Origin of the sequence: Pseudomonas sp. ACN5 (assembly GCF_002303975.1) — a bacterium.
Taxonomy (GTDB): domain Bacteria; phylum Pseudomonadota; class Gammaproteobacteria; order Pseudomonadales; family Pseudomonadaceae; genus Aquipseudomonas; species Aquipseudomonas laurylsulfatiphila.
In genome coordinates, this window is the sequence record NZ_MRCP01000010.1 from 71,907 (window position 1) to 87,349 (window position 15,443).

A 15,443-nucleotide genomic window follows, 5' to 3' on the forward strand; every position below is an offset into this window, starting at 1 on the left:
TTGACTCCGGCAGTCAGTGAAAGCGCTCGGCGCTGTACGGGGCAGGGTTGGTAAAGGTCATCGCACCGGTCATCATCTCGGCCAGTAGCCGACCGCTGACAGGTCCAAGGGTCAGGCCGTGGTGGGCGTGCCCGAAGTTGAACCACAAACCTTTGTGTCGTGGCGCCGGACCGATCACCGGGCACATGTCCGGTAAGCATGGACGGCGTCCCAGCCAAGGCTCGGCATCCAGGCGTTCGCCCAGCGGGTAGAAGGCGCGCGCCAGCTCTTCGCAGCGACGTAGCTGGATTTCGTTGACCGGGTCCTGGCTGTCGGCGAACTCGATCCCGGTGGTCAGGCGAATGCCGCCGACCATCTGTGCCAGGACATAACCTCCCACCGGGTCAAGCAGCGGTCGTTGTAAGCGCGTGCCAGGCAGGGCGGCATAGTGCATGTGATAACCGCGCTTGATCGCCAGAGGAATGTCATACCCTAGTGGCTCGAAAATGCTCCGGGCTTGCGGGCCGAGGGCGACCACAGCTTCATCCGCAATCACCAGGCCCTGTTCGCTCTGCACTTCCCATTTGCCCACGCGCTGGCTCAAGGATAGGGCGTCACCAAGGACGAACACGCCGCCGCGTTTGACGAACAGTTTGGCATAACCGCGTGTCAGGCCGCCGGGGTCGCTAACGGTCTTGGGGTCCAGCCAGTGAATGCCGCCTACCACGCTGCTGTGCAAGCCCGGTTGACGGGCATGCATCAGATCGCGGTCGAGCACTTTGTAATTCAGGCCATAGTCCATGAGCGCAGCAGCGTCGCGTTGGGCCTTGGCAAACGCCGATGGAGAATTGTAGGCCTCGACCCAGCCACTGGCCTGGATCAAGTGATCCACGCCGGCCGGTGCAGAGAGTAGATCGTGTTCGCTGACGCAGTGCTCCACCAACGGCAACATGGCCCGGGTTGCGGCGGCCAAGCCCTTGGTCCCGGAGTGCCGCCAGTACTGCAGCAGCCATGGACTGGCCTTGGGTAGGTACTTCAGGCTGTAGCGCACGTCCGACTGCTGGTTGAGGGCGTAGCGCATCAGGCTCGACAACTGGCGCGGGAATGCGTAGGGAATTACGCTAGCGCGCTCGATCAGCCCGGCATTGCCGTGGCTGGTGCCGTTACCCGGTTGCTGGCGGTCGATGAGCACGACCTTACGGCCACGGGCCTGTAACTGGAGTGCGGTACTGACGCCGACAATCCCTGCGCCCAGAACGATGGTTTCGCAATGCATGGTGTATCCCTGATGCAGGGGCGCGCACGGCAGCCCGAGAGAATTTGGTTTACTGCAAGTGACGGCCGAGGCGGCCCTCGAGCGCTTTCAGGCTGCGCCGCACGACTTCCACAATCAGCAGATAGAGCACGGCGGCCCAGAGGTAGATCTGGAAGTCGAAACTGCGCGAGAAGGCCAGCTTGGTCACCCCCATCAAGTCGTAGATGGTCACCAGCGAGGCAATGGCGCTGGCCTTGATCATCAGGATCAGTTCATTTCCCAGCGGGCCAATGGCGACCAGCAGAGATTGCGGCAGGATGACTTTGCGAAAGGTGGTCCAGCGCGACAGGCTGAGGGCTTTCGAGGCCTCGCGCTGGCCTTGGGTCACGGCCAGGATGCTGCCGCGCAAAATCTCGGCCTGATAGGCCGCGGTGTTCAGGGTGAAGGCCAGCAGTGTGCAGAACCAGGCGTCACGGAAGAACCACCACAAACCCACGTCCTGCCAGAAGCCTTTGAACGAACCCAGGCCGTAATAGAGCATGAACAGCTGTGCCAGTAGCGGCGAACCGCGGAAGAAATACACGTAGACGCCGGTAAAACGGCTGATAAAGCGGTTACTCGACAACCGGCCCAAGGCGATCAGCAGACCGAGCAGGGCGCCAAGGGTGAAGGAAATGGTCACCAGCTTGGCAGTCACCAACAGGCCTTCGATGAAGCGGGGACCGTAACGCTCCAACAAGTCAGGGCTGAGGAACAGATTCTGCAATTCATCGAAGCTCATGGGTGGGCGCTCCGTTGATGGCGGCTGAAATGCTGCTCCAGGAGCTGGAACAACCGACCGGAAAGGGCCGAGAAAAACAGGTAGCCAAAGCAGGCCACGGCATAGAAGAACATGGGCTCTTTGGTGACACTGACGGCCAGGTTGGTCTGGCGCATCAGGTCGACCAAGGAAATGGTCGATACCAAGGAGGTGTCCTTGAGCAGCGACAACCAGTTGTTCGACAGGCCCGGCAAAGCAATGCGTGTCAATTGCGGCAGTATCACTTTGGTAAAGGTTGTGCGTCGGGACAGGCCAAGGGCCGCTGCCGCTTCGAACTGACCCTTGGGCACGGTTTTGAAGGCGCCCAGCCAAATTTCGCTGGAGAACGCGGCGAATACCAGGCTGAAAGCAATCATTGCGGCGGCGAAGGTATTGATCGTGACTTCGGCCTCGTAGCCCATGGCGGCCAACAGTTTCTGCGCAGCGATCTGGCAGCCGTAGTAGATGATCAACAGGGTCAGCAATTCGGGCAGTCCACGAAACACGGTGGAAAACAGAGTGGCCATGGCCCGCGACCAGCGCTGCCGGGAGCGGGCCGCCAACGCCACGCCCAAGCCCAGTGGCAAACCGATGGGTAAGCAGCTAAGGGCGAGGGCGATGGTCACCAGCGCGCCAGCCAGCAGTGCCGAACCCCAGCCACCGCTGGCGAAGGATAAAAGTGACAGATGTTCGAACATGCTCGAACCCTCTCGCAAAGTTAAGCCCGCACGCTGGCGCCGCACCCGGAGAGGGTGCAGGGCAGCGTGCATGGAAAGAAGGCCTTCAGTCTCGGCTGAAGGCCTGGCGATCAATAGATATCGAAGGCGAAGTAGCGGCTGGAGATCTTTTTGTAGGTGCCGTCGGCAACGATTTCAGCCAGCGCCGTGTTAAAGCGTTCGCGCAGGGCATCGTCGCCCTTGCGGATGGCGATGGAGGCATCGGCGGTGGTGCCGTTGACGTCACCAATGATTTTGCAGCAGTCCTTGCCGGCGGCTTCGGCCCAGGCCAGCAGCGGGAACTTGTCGGCGATCACGCCATCGATCCGGCCTGCGGCCAGGTCACTGTTGGCTTCGTCCAAGGTCGGATAGAACTTCACGTCGGCACCGGCCGGGCCGTAATGCTCTTCGGCATAAATGGCCTGGGTCGAGGAAGACTGGGCACCCACTGACAGGCCTTTGAAGTTGGTTTGAGCGTCAGTGATCTTCGAGTCCTTGGCCACGGCCACGGACAGGGGAGTGCGGTAGTAGTGGTTGGTGAAATCGATTTTTTGCTTGCGTTCATCGGTAGCGATCATCGATGCCACGACCGCATCGTATTTCTTCGCCATTAGTGCCGGAATGATCCCTTCCCAATCCTGGGCGACGATCTTGCATTGGACTTTCATTCGCTCGCACAGCGCGTTGGCAATATCCACATCGAAACCGTGCAGCTTGTTGTCCGAGTCAACGTAGTTGAACGGAGGGTAAGCACCTTCGGTAGCAATCTTCAGTACTTCAGCCTGCGCGCTGCTGGCCCCGGCCAGGACCATTGCGCATACACCGGCAAAGCGAATGACGTGTTTCATCCAGCACCTCGTTTTATTGTTTTGAGTTTGGTGACGATGTGTATCCAACGAACTCGTTGTGTAAGGCCGCGATGGCTTCAAGACGCTTTTCGACCTCGGGACCCAGCTGTTTGCAGACGTCGTTGACCAGGAGGTGGACCAGCGACAGCATCGCCGCTGTCGATTCCCAGAACAGGTTGAACTCGGTGGGCACGCGGAACACTTCATCGGCGTTCTGTTCGGCCCAGTCGCAAAAGGTGTCGGTTACCAGCGTCACTTGAATTCCGGCCTCGCGGGCCTTGCGGCACAGAGTGAGGGCGTGACGTGAATAGCGGCGGGCCTCGAATACCACCAGTGCAGAGTCATCGGGGACGCTGAGCAGCACCTCGGCATAATGCCCGGCGGCGCCATCGACCCAGTGCACGTCATCGCGCAGGTACTGCAACAGATGCACCATGGACGCCGCGATGCCACGCTCGGTCTGGAACCCGGCGACGAATACCTTGCGCCGAGTGGCCAGGCGCTGGCTGACGCTGTGCCAGGTCGGGGTGAGGCTATATTCGTAAACCTTGACCAGGGCCGCGACTTCCAACTCGAAGCTGCGCGGCAGGCCTTGCGGGCCCTGGCTGGCTTGATGGCGAAATTCCTGCAAGCGATCGCCCACCAGCCATGGGCCATCGCCCAGGTCGACCTTGAGGTCGTTTTTCAGGTCTTTGAAGTGGCTGTATCCGAGTGAGCGACAGAAGCGCCCCACACTGGATTCACTGACGTTCAATTTCGCGGCGATATCAGCGGCGGTCTGAAACGGCAGTTCATAGAGGTTGGCCAGCATATAGTTAGCAATCACCCTGCCAGAGGCGGAGGCGGTTGAAAGACTGCTTTCAAGGCGTTGTTTGATGGGCTGGCTCAAGGCTGCTTCCTGTTGTTTTTCAGCGCTTAGAAAGAAAGTGCGTGTTTTCTGTCATTAAGTCAATACGTGACAGTTAGCTGTCACGACCGATGGTCGTCACTCTGGTACACAGCATCGATAACTCGGTTGGAGCTTCAGGATGCTCCAAGCACGACCTTGTATAGTGGAGAAGCCAAAAATCCCATGTGCACCATCCTCTTGGTCATCTAGCGCGATATCAGTCATTTTCTAATGCATCGTTGGCAGGACGCCTGGGGGGAGCTGAAATGCAGCGGTAAAGCTGCTCGTTCGAGGCCGCTTTCTTTCGAGCTGGCAACGGTCCGCATTCCTGCTCAATCCATCAAGCGTGAACCCCATCAGGCTGTTGAACTTGAGTTGGATAGACGGCAGTTGCCCCGGCTACCTAAACTGTCAGCAGATTTGGGGGACGGGGACACTGGATGAATCGCAACGAACTTCGCAAGGCGGATATCAACCTGATGGTGGTATTCGAAACGCTGATGCTGGAGCGCAATGTCACCCGGGTGGCGGAGAAGCTGTTTCTCGGTCAGCCGACCATCAGTTCTGCGCTCAACCGCTTGCGTGCGATGTTCAATGATCCGTTGTTCATCCGTGTTGGCCATCGCATGGAGCCGACGGCACGGGCTGAGGAGATCATCAGGCACCTGTCGCCGGCGCTGGATTCCTTGTCCGTGGCCTTGAGTCTGACCCATGATTTTGACCCGGCCAGCAGCACGATGACGTTCCGCATCGGGTTGTCCGACGATGTCGAGTTCGGCCTGTTGCCGCCCTTGCTGCGAACGCTGCGCCAGGAAGCGCCAAAGGTGGTGTTTGTGGTGCAGCATGTCGATTACTGGCGGATTCCCGACTTGCTGGCGTCCGGCGATATCACGGTGGGTATCAGCCAGACCCGTGGCTTGCCGGCCAATGCCAAGCGCAAGTTGCTGCGGCATATCCAGCCCAGCATTTTGCGCGCCGATGCTTGCGACACTCCGCTGACGCTAGACGAATATTGCGCGCGACCGCACGTGCTGGTGTCCCATACCGCCAACGTCAGTGGCTACGCCGACGAGTGGCTGGCGGAAATCGGCCGCACGCGCCGGGTGGTGCTCTCGGTGCCGCAATACAGTTCGTTGCCGGCACTGCTCGCCGGGACGGACCTGATCGCCAGCCTGCCGGACTACACCGCCGAGGCGATGGCGGCTTCCGGAATGCTGTTCAAGGAGCCCTTTCCGTTCAAGACACCGACCCTGGATTTGTCCATGGTCTGGCTCAGTCATGTCGATACCGACCCTGCCGAGCGCTGGTTGCGTTCGCGCCTGGAGGCGTTCATGAGTGAGCGTGCCGTTTTGCCGCTGCCCGAATGAACAGGGCGTGTTATACGTACGACCTTTCCATCCCCTTCCAGGAGCCAACTCATGCCTCACCTGCACATGGAATACACCGCCAACCTGTCTGACCTGAATGCCGATGTGGCGTTGATGCGGTTGAACAATACGCTGGTGGGTTCCGGTCAGTTTGCTGCCGAATTCGACATCAAGAGCCGCGCGGTCAGGGTCGAAACGTTCAAGGTCGGTACTGCTCTGTCTGAGCGGGCATTCGTGCATGTGAAACTCGCACTGTTGAGTGGTCGTTCCGCACAGATCAAGAAACAACTTTCCGAAAGCCTGCTGGCGGTGGTTCAGGACCTGTGTGAGTGGCCGAGCGGCGTTGAAGTCCAGCTGTGCGTGGAAATTCTCGACATCGATCGCGACTCCTACAGCAAGACCGCCATCAGCCACTGAGTATCAGGCCGTTTCCTGCACGGTGCAGGCCTGGATCACTTGCGCTCGCAGCCAGGTGTTGGCGCTGTCCTGATCGACACGCTGGCTCCACTGCATGTCGAGGGTGAAACCCGGCAAACCCTCGGGCGCTTCACAGTGATTGAAGGTGTCGGTACTGGCCAGCAGCCGCTGGATGCGCCGGGGCAGGGTCAGGGCATAGTCGGTGCCGGTAATCAGCTTCAGCGCTGCACTGTAACTGTTGGCGCGCGCGACGATCTGGCGCTGTTTGGCCTGCTGCGCGAGCCAGCCGTCAACCATGTTGGTGGCGGACGTCCAGGGTGTCGGGAACACGTGTCGACGTTCAACATAGGTTTGCAGGCTCAAACGCGGTTCCGCCGGGGTGGCGCGTTTGTCGAACACGCAGACCAGATCATCATCGAGCAGCGTCCGGGATTTGAAATCGACGTGGCTGCGATGAAAGTTCGGGCCGAAACACATCACCAGGTCGAGATTGCCTTCGCGCAACGCTTCGGCCGGGATGTCGGCTTCGAGTTTGAGCACATTGACCGTCACCGGGAGATCGGCGAGGGCGAAGGTTTTCAACAGGCGCGGCAGGATCAACTGCTCGAAATACTCCGGTGCGCAGAGGTTGAACGTCACGGCTTGCAGGCCTGGGTCGAACGCGGGTGAGCCGGCGTGACACAAGTTGATGCTTTCCAGGATTTTCAGCGCGTGCGGGTACATCGCGCTGGCCTTGTCGGTGGGTTGCATGCCGCCGGTACGGGTATTGATGAACAGTTCGTCCTCGAAGCTGTTGCGCAGTTTTTTCAGGCAGTAACTCACTGTGGACTGGCTGACGCTAAGCATCTCGGATACGCCGGTGACGCTGTTCTGCTCGTACACGGCGACGAACACCAGGAGGTCCTGCATGTCGAGTTTTCTAAGCGAATTACTGTTCAGCATCCGTTGCGTCTCGCTGCATCCCTTGCGCTGACCCTGTGCAGGGTGGGTGAATTATCCTAACGGAATGAGCGAACAGGGAAAATGCCTTGCAGGAAGTTTCCCCCTGGAGCCCTTCAACGCTGGACCATCGCCGACACGGTGCGGCGGCTGGAGATCAACAGCGCGAACATGCCGATGCCCACCAGCAGCGCGCCGGCCAACTCCAGCGGCAGCGGCATCTGGCGTCCCCAGAACCAATGAAACAAGGTAATGAACAGCGTGCTCAGGTAGATGTAGGAAATCACCGAGGATGGCGCGATCACGCCGATGGCCCGATGCAGCAGCCAGAACGTCGCCAGGGTGGCGAACACCGCCAGGTACATCAACCAATAGAAGTCCTTGAGCGTCAGTGATGATGCCGAGCGCCAACCGCCACTGAGTCCGCAGAACACCAGCAGAAACAGCGCGCCGAACAGCATGTTCCAGAACGTCATGGGCACCGGCCCGCGTCCCTTCAGGCTATTGGCTTTCAGGCGTTGGCTGAGTGGGGCGTAGAGTGCCATCGCCAGGCAACCGATGCCGTATACAGTCAGTGCATAGGGCGATGGCAACTCACCGGGGCCGGTGCCTTTCATGATCAGTATCACCGCCCCGGCAGCGGCGAGCAGCATCGGCACAATCCGTTGTTTCAAGCGGCTGTCAGGTATGAGCACGGCTTCGAAAGCCAGGGTCATCAGCGGCACGAGCGTAAACATCGTCCCGGTATTGACGGCCGAGGTGTAGCGCAACGCTTCGAACAGCGAACCGAAGTACAACGCCAACAGCAGGCCGAGCACCGCGTGACCTAGCAGCCCGCGGGTGGTCATGACGGCGTTGCCTTCACGCTGCAACAGCGGCAGAAACACCACCGCGCAGAACAATAGGCGCAAACCGGTCAGCAGGATCGGGTCGATGGCCTGGCTGACTTGCGCCGCCGCGGAAAACGAGGCAGCGATCAGCAAGGCCCAAAGCAGCATGCTGACGTGAGCGGCGGCGAAACCGGTGGTTTTCATGGCAGGCTCCGGGTCAGTGGATGTGGCGGCTGTAGTGCCTTGGGTTGAAGCGCAAAACCATCAACATCATCAGCGCCATGACCGCCGTCAGTGACCACCAGGCCCATTCAAAGCTGCCGAGCCGGTCGCGGATGATCCCCGCCAGCAAAGGCGACAGGCTGGCGATCAGGTAGCCGATGCCTTGCACGAATGCGGTCAGGCCACCGGCGCGCAATGGATTGTCCAGGTGATCGAGCGATACGATCAGGCTCATCGGGAACAGCCCGCCAATGCCCAGCCCCAGCAGGCATGGCCACATCAGGCTCAAGTGCTGCGGGCTCAGTATCAGTCCGCAGAAACCGGTGATGATCAGTGTCAGCAAGACCATCAGCACGACTCGACGGTCGCGGCTGCGATTGGCGATGAAGGGCGTCAGCAGGCCCGACAGCACTTCCATTGCGGTCAGAAACCCGAGCAGCAATCCGGCGTGTTGCTCGCTCCAGCCCTTTTCCACGTAGTACGGCGCCAGCCAGGCCAGAACACAGGTGTAGGACGCAGTGCCCAGGCCAAAGAAGATCGCGAGTAACCACGCGCGGGAATTGGCGAAGAACGATCCTTTGCTGGATGCCCTCGAATTCGGTGTCGGCATCCCGGTGCTTTGGCTGCGCCAGAAGAGCAATGCCAGCACGGCGAGTACGGCCCAGATCGCCAGGCCCATACGCCAGCTGCCGCTAGACGCCATCACCAGCGGGGCAAAGGACGCACCCAGGGCGGCACCGCCCATGATCGACGTGACGTAGAGCCCCATGCACAAGGCAACGTGGTCGCTGAAGCGGGATTTGATCAGCGCAGGCATCAGGGCCTGGATCAGGGCGATGCCGATACCTGCCAGTACGGCGCTGAGGATCAATTCGGCGACTGAATCGAGAAACAGGCGCGACACCGTGGCCATGCCTATGATCAGCAACGAAAGGACGACAGTGCGATGTTCACCGAGACGCTGGCTGACACGCAGTCCGAAAAACATCGCCAGTCCCATGGCCATGACCGGCAGCAGGGTCAGCAGTGATGCCAGGCTGAAACTCAGCGGGATGTCCTCGCGAATTGCCGAGAGCAAAGGTCCGACGGCGGCCATGGAGGGACGCAGGTTCAGGGCGACGAGAACAATGCTGAACATCAGCCAGAGGGCAGGGCGGGTAGTCGCGCGGGTGTTTTCCATGATCGGGCCTTGAACGGTAAGGTTGCGATTAGGCGCGCGAGGCCTGAAGGCCGCAAATCAGAAAGTCTGGGGATGTATTTGGAAATTAAATAGGCGTGCGGTCATACGGACACCGTTGAATGTTTAGCCAGACGACATCCAAGGTTCTTCAAATCCTGATTTAACGACGGAACCCATCGTGTGACGCTGCCGGTCATCTGTTTTCTGCGGTTCTCTCTATGGACGGTTGGCCAGTCGCAATCCACTTCAAGGCAACCATCGGCGCTCGTGCGTCGAGCCTTGGTCGTCGATTCACGCCTGCCACCGCACCAAGCCTCTCTGCACTTCCTTCTGAACTGGCCTTCTGGGCGCTGTGGCATTGCCGACATGCGCGCCCGCCGGATTCCTGCTTTTTCCGCTGATCGTTCCTACATATTCCGGTAGGTACCGGAATTAAAGTGCGTGTGCCTTTGTGCACCCGTCAAACACGGAAAAAGAGAATTCCCATGAGTTGTGCCACGACCTCGTTCGCCACCCGGCTTGAAGCCCTGACTTTTCTGGAACAGAACCCGGATATTGAAATGTTCGAGCTGTTCATCCTCGACAACAACGGTGTGCCGCGGGGCAAGCTGCTGCACCGTGACGAATTGCTGGCGGTGTATGAAAGCGGGCGGCCATTGCCGAGCACCATCCTCGGCCTGACCATCAACGGCGATGACGTGGAAAACTCCGGGCTGGTCTGGGATGTCGGCGATATCGACTGCCGGGCCTACCCGATCAGCGGCAGCCTCACGCGTATGCCGTGGCGTCTGATACCGACCGCGGCCGTGCAGGTCAGCATGCACCCGACTGAGGGGATGCCCGCTACCATTGCCGATCCCCGTCACTTACTGGCGAAAGTCATCGAAGGGTTGCAGGCTGACGGCTATTACCCGGTCATGGCGGCGGAACTGGAGTTCTACCTGCTGGATCAGCAACGCGACAGCAATGGCCGGCCGCAACCGGCACGGGATGTCGATGGCGGGCGTCCGCGCGGCACACAGGTCTATGGATTGCGCGAGCTTGAGCAGATCGAACCCTTCCTTGCCGATCTCTACAGCGCCTGCAAGCACCAGGGGATTCCGGCGCGCACGGCCATTTCCGAATACGCGCCGGGGCAAGTGGAAATCACCCTCGAACACCGCACCGACGCGTTGCAGGCCATGGACGAAGCGGTGCGTTACAAGCGTCTGGTCAAAGGGGTGGCGCACAAGCACGGCATGACAGCGTGCTTCATGGCCAAGCCATTCGATGACCTGGCCGGCACCGGGATGCATATGCACGTGAGTCTGGCGGACAAGGACGGCAACAACCTCTTTGCCAGCGAAGCCCCGGATGGAACGCCCCTGCTCAAGCAGGCTGTTGCCGGCATGCTCAGTACCTTGCTCGATTCGCTGTTGCTGTTCTGCCCCAACGCCAACTCCTACCGTCGATTCCAGGCCAACAGCTATGCGCCGCTGGCAGCCACCTGGGGTGTGGACAATCGCACCGTGAGTTTGCGTGTCCCTGGCGGGCCGGCGTATTCCCGGCACATCGAGCATCGAATTTGTGGCGCGGATGCCAACCCCTATCTGGCGGCTGCAGCGATTCTGGCCGGTATTCATCGCGGTATCCGCGAACAACTCGACCCGGGTGCGCCGGTGGAGGGCAATGGCTACGCCCAGGCCGCGAAACTGTTGCCGACGGACTGGCTGACCACATTGCGTTCGCTGGAAGGTTCCAGTTGGGCCAGGGAAGCCTTCGGCGGCGAGTTCCTCGGTGTCTACCTGGCGGTGAAACGCGCCGAGTACCGCCAGTTCATGGGGGAAGTGGGTGAGCAGGACTGGCGCTGGTACCTGCATCAGGCTTGAGCCGAAACTGAACCAAAGCTGAACTATTCTCAAATAGTCTGAAGTTTCAGGCGGGTGTTATAAGCCAACTAATTGTTGGCTTCTTTTTCACAAAAAATTGATGGTTGGCTTCCTAAAATTTGAACTGTCTCGGTCAATGAAATTTTCACATTGACCGAAGGCACTTCTTTTCAGGACTCGCCGAACCTCATGTTTAAGATTAAAGCCGTGCGCCCCGAATGGGTGACACTCATTGCCAGTGCGTTTTTGTTGGTTGGCTTCAACTTTGTACTCTGGCAACACCTGTTCGAAATCACCACGTCCGATGGCAAAGGCATCGTCATGCGCGTGGCCTTCGGGATGATGATCTTCGCGGCTTTCAACATCGTGCTGACGCTGCTGGCCTTCCGGCCGGTGCTCAAGCCGGTCCTGACCCTGCTGTTCATGGTCAGCGCGGGCGTGGCGTATTTCATGAGCCAGTATGGTGTCCTGATCGACACCGGCATGTTGCGTAACTTCGCTGAAACCAATGCTACGGAAGTACGCGACTTACTGTCGCTCAAGTTGTTTGTTTATATTGTGCTGCTCGGTGTATTGCCGTCATGGCTATTGTGGAAGGCACCGATTAATTATCGTCGTTGGCACCGTGAGCTGCTTAGTAAAGTCCTGGTGATATTTGCTTCTGCGACCGTCATTGGTGGTATTGCACTGGTTAACTATCAAGGCTTGTCTTCGCTGTTTCGCAATCACCACGAGTTGCGTTTGATGGTGGTGCCAAGCAACTACATTGGTGCCTCGGCTGGTTTATTGCGCGAGAAAGTAGCGACTGCGCGGCAACCCTTTGTCAAGATCGGTGAAGATGCTCAGCGCAATACGCTCTGGCAAACTCACGGGCGCAAATCCCTGACGGTGCTTGTCGTGGGGGAAAGTGCCCGGGCGGAGAACTTCGGCATCTTTGGCTATAGCCGCGACACCACGCCGAAACTGAGCAAGGAAGATGGCCTGATCGCTTTCACCGATGTGCACTCCTGCGGTACGGAAACCGCCGTATCGGTGCCTTGCATGTTCTCCAACATGGGGCGCAAGGACTACAACGCCAGCAAGGCCAAGAACGAAGAAGGCCTGCTGGATGTGCTCAAGCATGCGGGTATCGACGTGATCTGGCGTGACAACCAGTCAGGTTGCAAGGGTGCATGCGATCGCGTCACCCTCCAGGACGTCAGCAATCTGAAAGACCCGGCGCTGTGCGCCAACAGTGAATGCCGCGACGAAATCCTGCTGCAGGGACTTCAACATTTCATCGATACCCTGGACAAGGACACCGTGCTGGTATTGCACCAGATGGGTAGCCACGGTCCGGAGTACTTCAAGCGTTATCCGAAAGAGTTCGAGCGTTTCACCCCGGTTTGCGAGAGTAATGCCCTGAACAATTGCAGTCGCGAAAGTATCGTCAATGGTTACGACAACACCTTGGTCTATACCGACCATGTGCTGTCGACCTTGATTGATCTGCTGCGCAGCAACCAGTCCAAAGTGGACACCGCGATGCTGTATCTGTCGGACCACGGTGAATCCCTGGGCGAGTACAACTTGTTCCTCCACGGCACGCCTTACATGCTGGCACCGGAGCAGCAAAAACATGTGGCCATGTTTGCCTGGTTCTCCGACAGCTATAAACAGTCGTTTGCGGTAGATACCCGCTGCCTGCAACAGGGTCGTGAAAAGCCCCTGAGCCAGGACAACCTGTTCCATTCGATGCTTGGGCTGCTGGAGGTCAACAGCAAGGTCTACAACCGGGATCTGGACATGTTTGCCGGATGTCGTGGCCCGGTGACCGACGGTGTGCTGGCCAAGGATTGAGTGCTCCGATTTTGTTTCACTCGATGGCTGCCGACCTGCGGCCTGTTGAACGTTTATCAAGAGCCATTGCACATGTCCGCTCAACCCCCATCCGCCATCGAGCTTGAGATTGCCCGGCGCTACGACCAGGAACACGCGCGCGTCTGCCTTCAGCCGCAAGCGCCGGGCCTGACCGGGCGTCTGCTGCTCTGGCGTGAGGCGCGTCTGGTGCGTAATGCGCTTAACGTCGCTGGCGAGCCGGGCCTGATCCTTGACGTTGCTTGTGGTGTAGGGCGTTTCTGGTCGGTGCTGGCCGAACATGCCAATCGGGTGATCCTCGCGACGGACCCGTCCCAGGACATCCTCGATCATGCCCGCACACATCACCCGCAAAGCCTGTTGAAGCGGATCAAGACCTTTCAAAGCTCCGCCTTCTCGATTGGTTTGTCGGAGAACGCGGTCGACTGCATTTTTTGCATGCAACTGTTTCAACGCCTTTACAGCCCGGAGCATCGTCTGGCGATGCTGGGCGAGTTTTACCGGGTCAGTCGCGATACGGTGATTGTCGCGGTGCGCCTCGACGGACGTTTCAAGGGCGCGCATTCAAGCCTGGAGGGGCCGTTACCGAGCAAGGCCGGGGTCGAAAGCGAGTTCAGGCAGGCGGGATTCCGTTTGCTCAGCCATCAGGATTTTTTCCCCGGTTGTGCACAAATGCGGGTCTACGTGCTGGGTAAGACCCGCTAGGCCGACCTTGTCGGACTATTCTTCATGTCACGCAGTCATTTTCGCTAACGCTCTTGTTCAGTGGATGCGCGGAAATCGCCGGGGGCGATATATACTGCGCGCCATTCTTCAAGGGAGAGCCGTGTGGCCATCGATATTCACTGGATTCGCGACAACGATAGCCTCGGTCGGTTTTGTGCCGAGTGGCAGCAACTGCCATTCGTTGCCCTCGATACCGAATTCATGCGGGTCGACACCTTCTACCCGATCGCAGGCCTGCTGCAGGTCGGCGATGGCGAACGTGCCTACCTGATTGATCCGCTGACCATCGACAACTGGCAGCCTCTGGCCGCGTTGCTGGAAAATCCGGCCGTGGTCAAGGTTGTCCACGCGTGCAGCGAAGACCTCGAAGTCCTGCTACGCCTGACCGGTAGCCTGCCGGCGCCACTGTTCGATACGCAATTGGCGGCCGCTTACCTGAACCTCGGTTTCTCCATGGGCTATTCACGCCTGGTGCAGGAAGTGCTCGGCATCGACCTGCCCAAGGGTGAAACCCGTTCCGACTGGCTGCAACGTCCGCTCTCCGAAACCCAGATCAGCTATGCCGCCGAAGACGCCGTGCACCTGGCCGAAGTTTTCGTAAAGCTGCGTCCAAAGCTGTCTGACGAGAAATACGCCTGGGTTCTGGAAGACGGTGCCGAACTGGTGGCCAACCTGCGTCGCGAGATAGATCCGTACGAGGTCTATCGCGATGCCAAGCTGGCCTGGAAGCTGTCCCGCGCCCAACTCGCGGTATTGCGTGAACTTTGCGCCTGGCGCGAAAAGGAAGCCCGTGCCCGCGACCTGCCGCGCAACCGGATCATCCGCGAGCATTCGTTGTGGCCGCTGGCGCGTACGCAACCGGATAATCTCGGCGCCCTGGCGAAAATCGAAGACATGCACCCGCGTACCGTGCGTCAGGATGGTGAGTTTCTGCTTGATCTGATCAAGCGCTCTGGCAGTGTGTCGCCAGATCAATGGCCACCAGCCGTGCCGGAGCCGCTGCCGGTGGACGCTGCCGTGTTGCTCAAGCAGCTCAAAGCCATCGGCCAGGCTGAGGCCGAGCGCCTGAGCATTGCGCCGGAACTGATGCTGCGCAAGAAAACCCTGGAAGCGCTGCTCAAGAGCGGCTTCCCCAATGGTCCCTACCAATTGCCTGATTCGCTGCGTGGCTGGCGCCGCGAATTGATGGGCCAGGCGCTGCTAGACAGCCTGGTCACCGCCGGAGAACAGCCTTGAAACGTATTTGCTCCATCTATCGCAGCTCGAAGAAAAACGAAATGTACCTGTATGTGCTCAAGAGCGATGCTCTGGAGCGTGTGCCGGATGCCTTGATGGCCGCCTTCGGCAAGGCTATCCATGCCTTCGACCTGGTACTGAGCCCGGAGCGCAAGCTGTCGCGCGAGGACATCACGGTCGTGCTGGATAACCTCGAGAAACAGGGTTATCACCTGCAAATGCCGCCTGCCGAAGACGAGTACATCGAGCACTTGCCGGAAGAATTGTTGCGCCGCAACGATCCGGTGTGAATGGCAGACAGGCTCTGTTCAGCGT

Annotated in this window: 15 protein-coding genes; 7 read left to right on the forward strand and 8 right to left on the reverse strand. The window is 59.2% G+C overall.

The window, feature by feature from the left end:
• Positions 1 to 13: 13 nt before the first annotated feature.
• From BSF40_RS19190 to BSF40_RS19210, 5 genes are all read right to left on the reverse strand, one after another.
• Positions 14 to 1,255, reverse strand: a complete 1,242-nt coding sequence (locus tag BSF40_RS19190; RefSeq protein WP_095966291.1) for an FAD-binding oxidoreductase — start codon at positions 1,253 to 1,255, stop codon at positions 14 to 16.
• A 49-nt stretch (positions 1,256 to 1,304) separates the two neighbouring features.
• Positions 1,305 to 2,015 carry an ABC transporter permease gene (locus BSF40_RS19195; RefSeq protein WP_095966292.1) on the reverse strand — a complete coding sequence of 237 codons (711 nt, stop codon included), beginning with the start codon at positions 2,013 to 2,015 and terminating at the stop codon, positions 1,305 to 1,307.
• A complete protein-coding gene (locus BSF40_RS19200; RefSeq protein WP_095966293.1) occupies positions 2,012 to 2,731 on the reverse strand; it encodes an ABC transporter permease in 720 nt (239 codons plus the stop codon). Before BSF40_RS19200 ends, BSF40_RS19195 begins: the two co-directional genes overlap by 4 nt.
• Positions 2,732 to 2,841: 110 nt before the next feature.
• Positions 2,842 to 3,597, reverse strand: a complete 756-nt coding sequence (locus BSF40_RS19205) for a transporter substrate-binding domain-containing protein (protein WP_095966294.1) — start codon at positions 3,595 to 3,597, stop codon at positions 2,842 to 2,844.
• Positions 3,598 to 3,610: 13 nt separating this feature from the next.
• A complete protein-coding gene (locus tag BSF40_RS19210; protein WP_095966295.1) occupies positions 3,611 to 4,486 on the reverse strand; it encodes a MurR/RpiR family transcriptional regulator in 876 nt (291 codons plus the stop codon).
• A 440-nt stretch (positions 4,487 to 4,926) separates the two neighbouring features.
• Here BSF40_RS19210 and BSF40_RS19215 point away from each other — a divergent pair, with 440 nt between their 5' ends.
• Both BSF40_RS19215 and BSF40_RS19220 read left to right on the forward strand, forming a co-directional pair.
• A complete protein-coding gene (locus tag BSF40_RS19215; protein WP_095966296.1) occupies positions 4,927 to 5,853 on the forward strand; it encodes a LysR substrate-binding domain-containing protein in 927 nt (308 codons plus the stop codon).
• A 51-nt stretch (positions 5,854 to 5,904) separates the two neighbouring features.
• Complete coding sequence (locus BSF40_RS19220; RefSeq protein WP_015093921.1) at positions 5,905 to 6,270, forward strand: 5-carboxymethyl-2-hydroxymuconate Delta-isomerase; 366 nt, start codon at positions 5,905 to 5,907, stop codon at positions 6,268 to 6,270.
• Between the two features lie 3 nt (positions 6,271 to 6,273).
• On the opposite strand, the gene BSF40_RS19225 is transcribed toward BSF40_RS19220, so the two are convergent.
• From BSF40_RS19225 to BSF40_RS19235, 3 genes are all read right to left on the reverse strand, one after another.
• Positions 6,274 to 7,212 (reverse strand): LysR family transcriptional regulator, encoded by a 939-nt coding sequence (locus BSF40_RS19225; protein ID WP_095966297.1) that lies wholly within the window; start codon positions 7,210 to 7,212, stop codon positions 6,274 to 6,276.
• A gap of 113 nt (positions 7,213 to 7,325) precedes the next feature.
• Positions 7,326 to 8,243, reverse strand: a complete 918-nt coding sequence (locus tag BSF40_RS19230; protein ID WP_095966298.1) for a DMT family transporter — start codon at positions 8,241 to 8,243, stop codon at positions 7,326 to 7,328.
• 13 nt (positions 8,244 to 8,256) lie between these two features.
• Positions 8,257 to 9,441, reverse strand: a complete 1,185-nt coding sequence (locus BSF40_RS19235; RefSeq protein WP_095966299.1) for a cyanate transporter — start codon at positions 9,439 to 9,441, stop codon at positions 8,257 to 8,259.
• A gap of 485 nt (positions 9,442 to 9,926) precedes the next feature.
• On the opposite strand from BSF40_RS19235, the gene BSF40_RS19245 reads away from it, so the two are divergent.
• The 5 genes from BSF40_RS19245 (at position 9,927) to BSF40_RS19265 (ending at position 15,418) form a co-directional block, all read left to right on the forward strand.
• The gene (locus BSF40_RS19245) at positions 9,927 to 11,309 is read left to right on the forward strand and encodes a glutamine synthetase family protein (RefSeq protein ID WP_095966300.1); all 1,383 of its coding nucleotides are present in this window, start codon (positions 9,927 to 9,929) and stop codon (positions 11,307 to 11,309) included.
• A 189-nt stretch (positions 11,310 to 11,498) separates the two neighbouring features.
• Positions 11,499 to 13,148 carry a phosphoethanolamine transferase gene (locus BSF40_RS19250; protein WP_095966424.1) on the forward strand — a complete coding sequence of 550 codons (1,650 nt, stop codon included), beginning with the start codon at positions 11,499 to 11,501 and terminating at the stop codon, positions 13,146 to 13,148.
• A 72-nt stretch (positions 13,149 to 13,220) separates the two neighbouring features.
• A complete protein-coding gene (locus BSF40_RS19255) occupies positions 13,221 to 13,871 on the forward strand; it encodes a class I SAM-dependent methyltransferase (RefSeq protein WP_095966301.1) in 651 nt (216 codons plus the stop codon).
• A 123-nt stretch (positions 13,872 to 13,994) separates the two neighbouring features.
• Entirely contained in the window at positions 13,995 to 15,128 is a 1,134-nt protein-coding gene (gene rnd / locus BSF40_RS19260; protein WP_095966302.1) for a ribonuclease D, read from the forward strand.
• The gene (locus BSF40_RS19265; RefSeq protein ID WP_095966303.1) at positions 15,125 to 15,418 is read left to right on the forward strand and encodes a YcgL domain-containing protein; all 294 of its coding nucleotides are present in this window, start codon (positions 15,125 to 15,127) and stop codon (positions 15,416 to 15,418) included. Before rnd ends, BSF40_RS19265 begins: the two co-directional genes overlap by 4 nt.
• Positions 15,419 to 15,443: the final 25 nt, after the last annotated feature.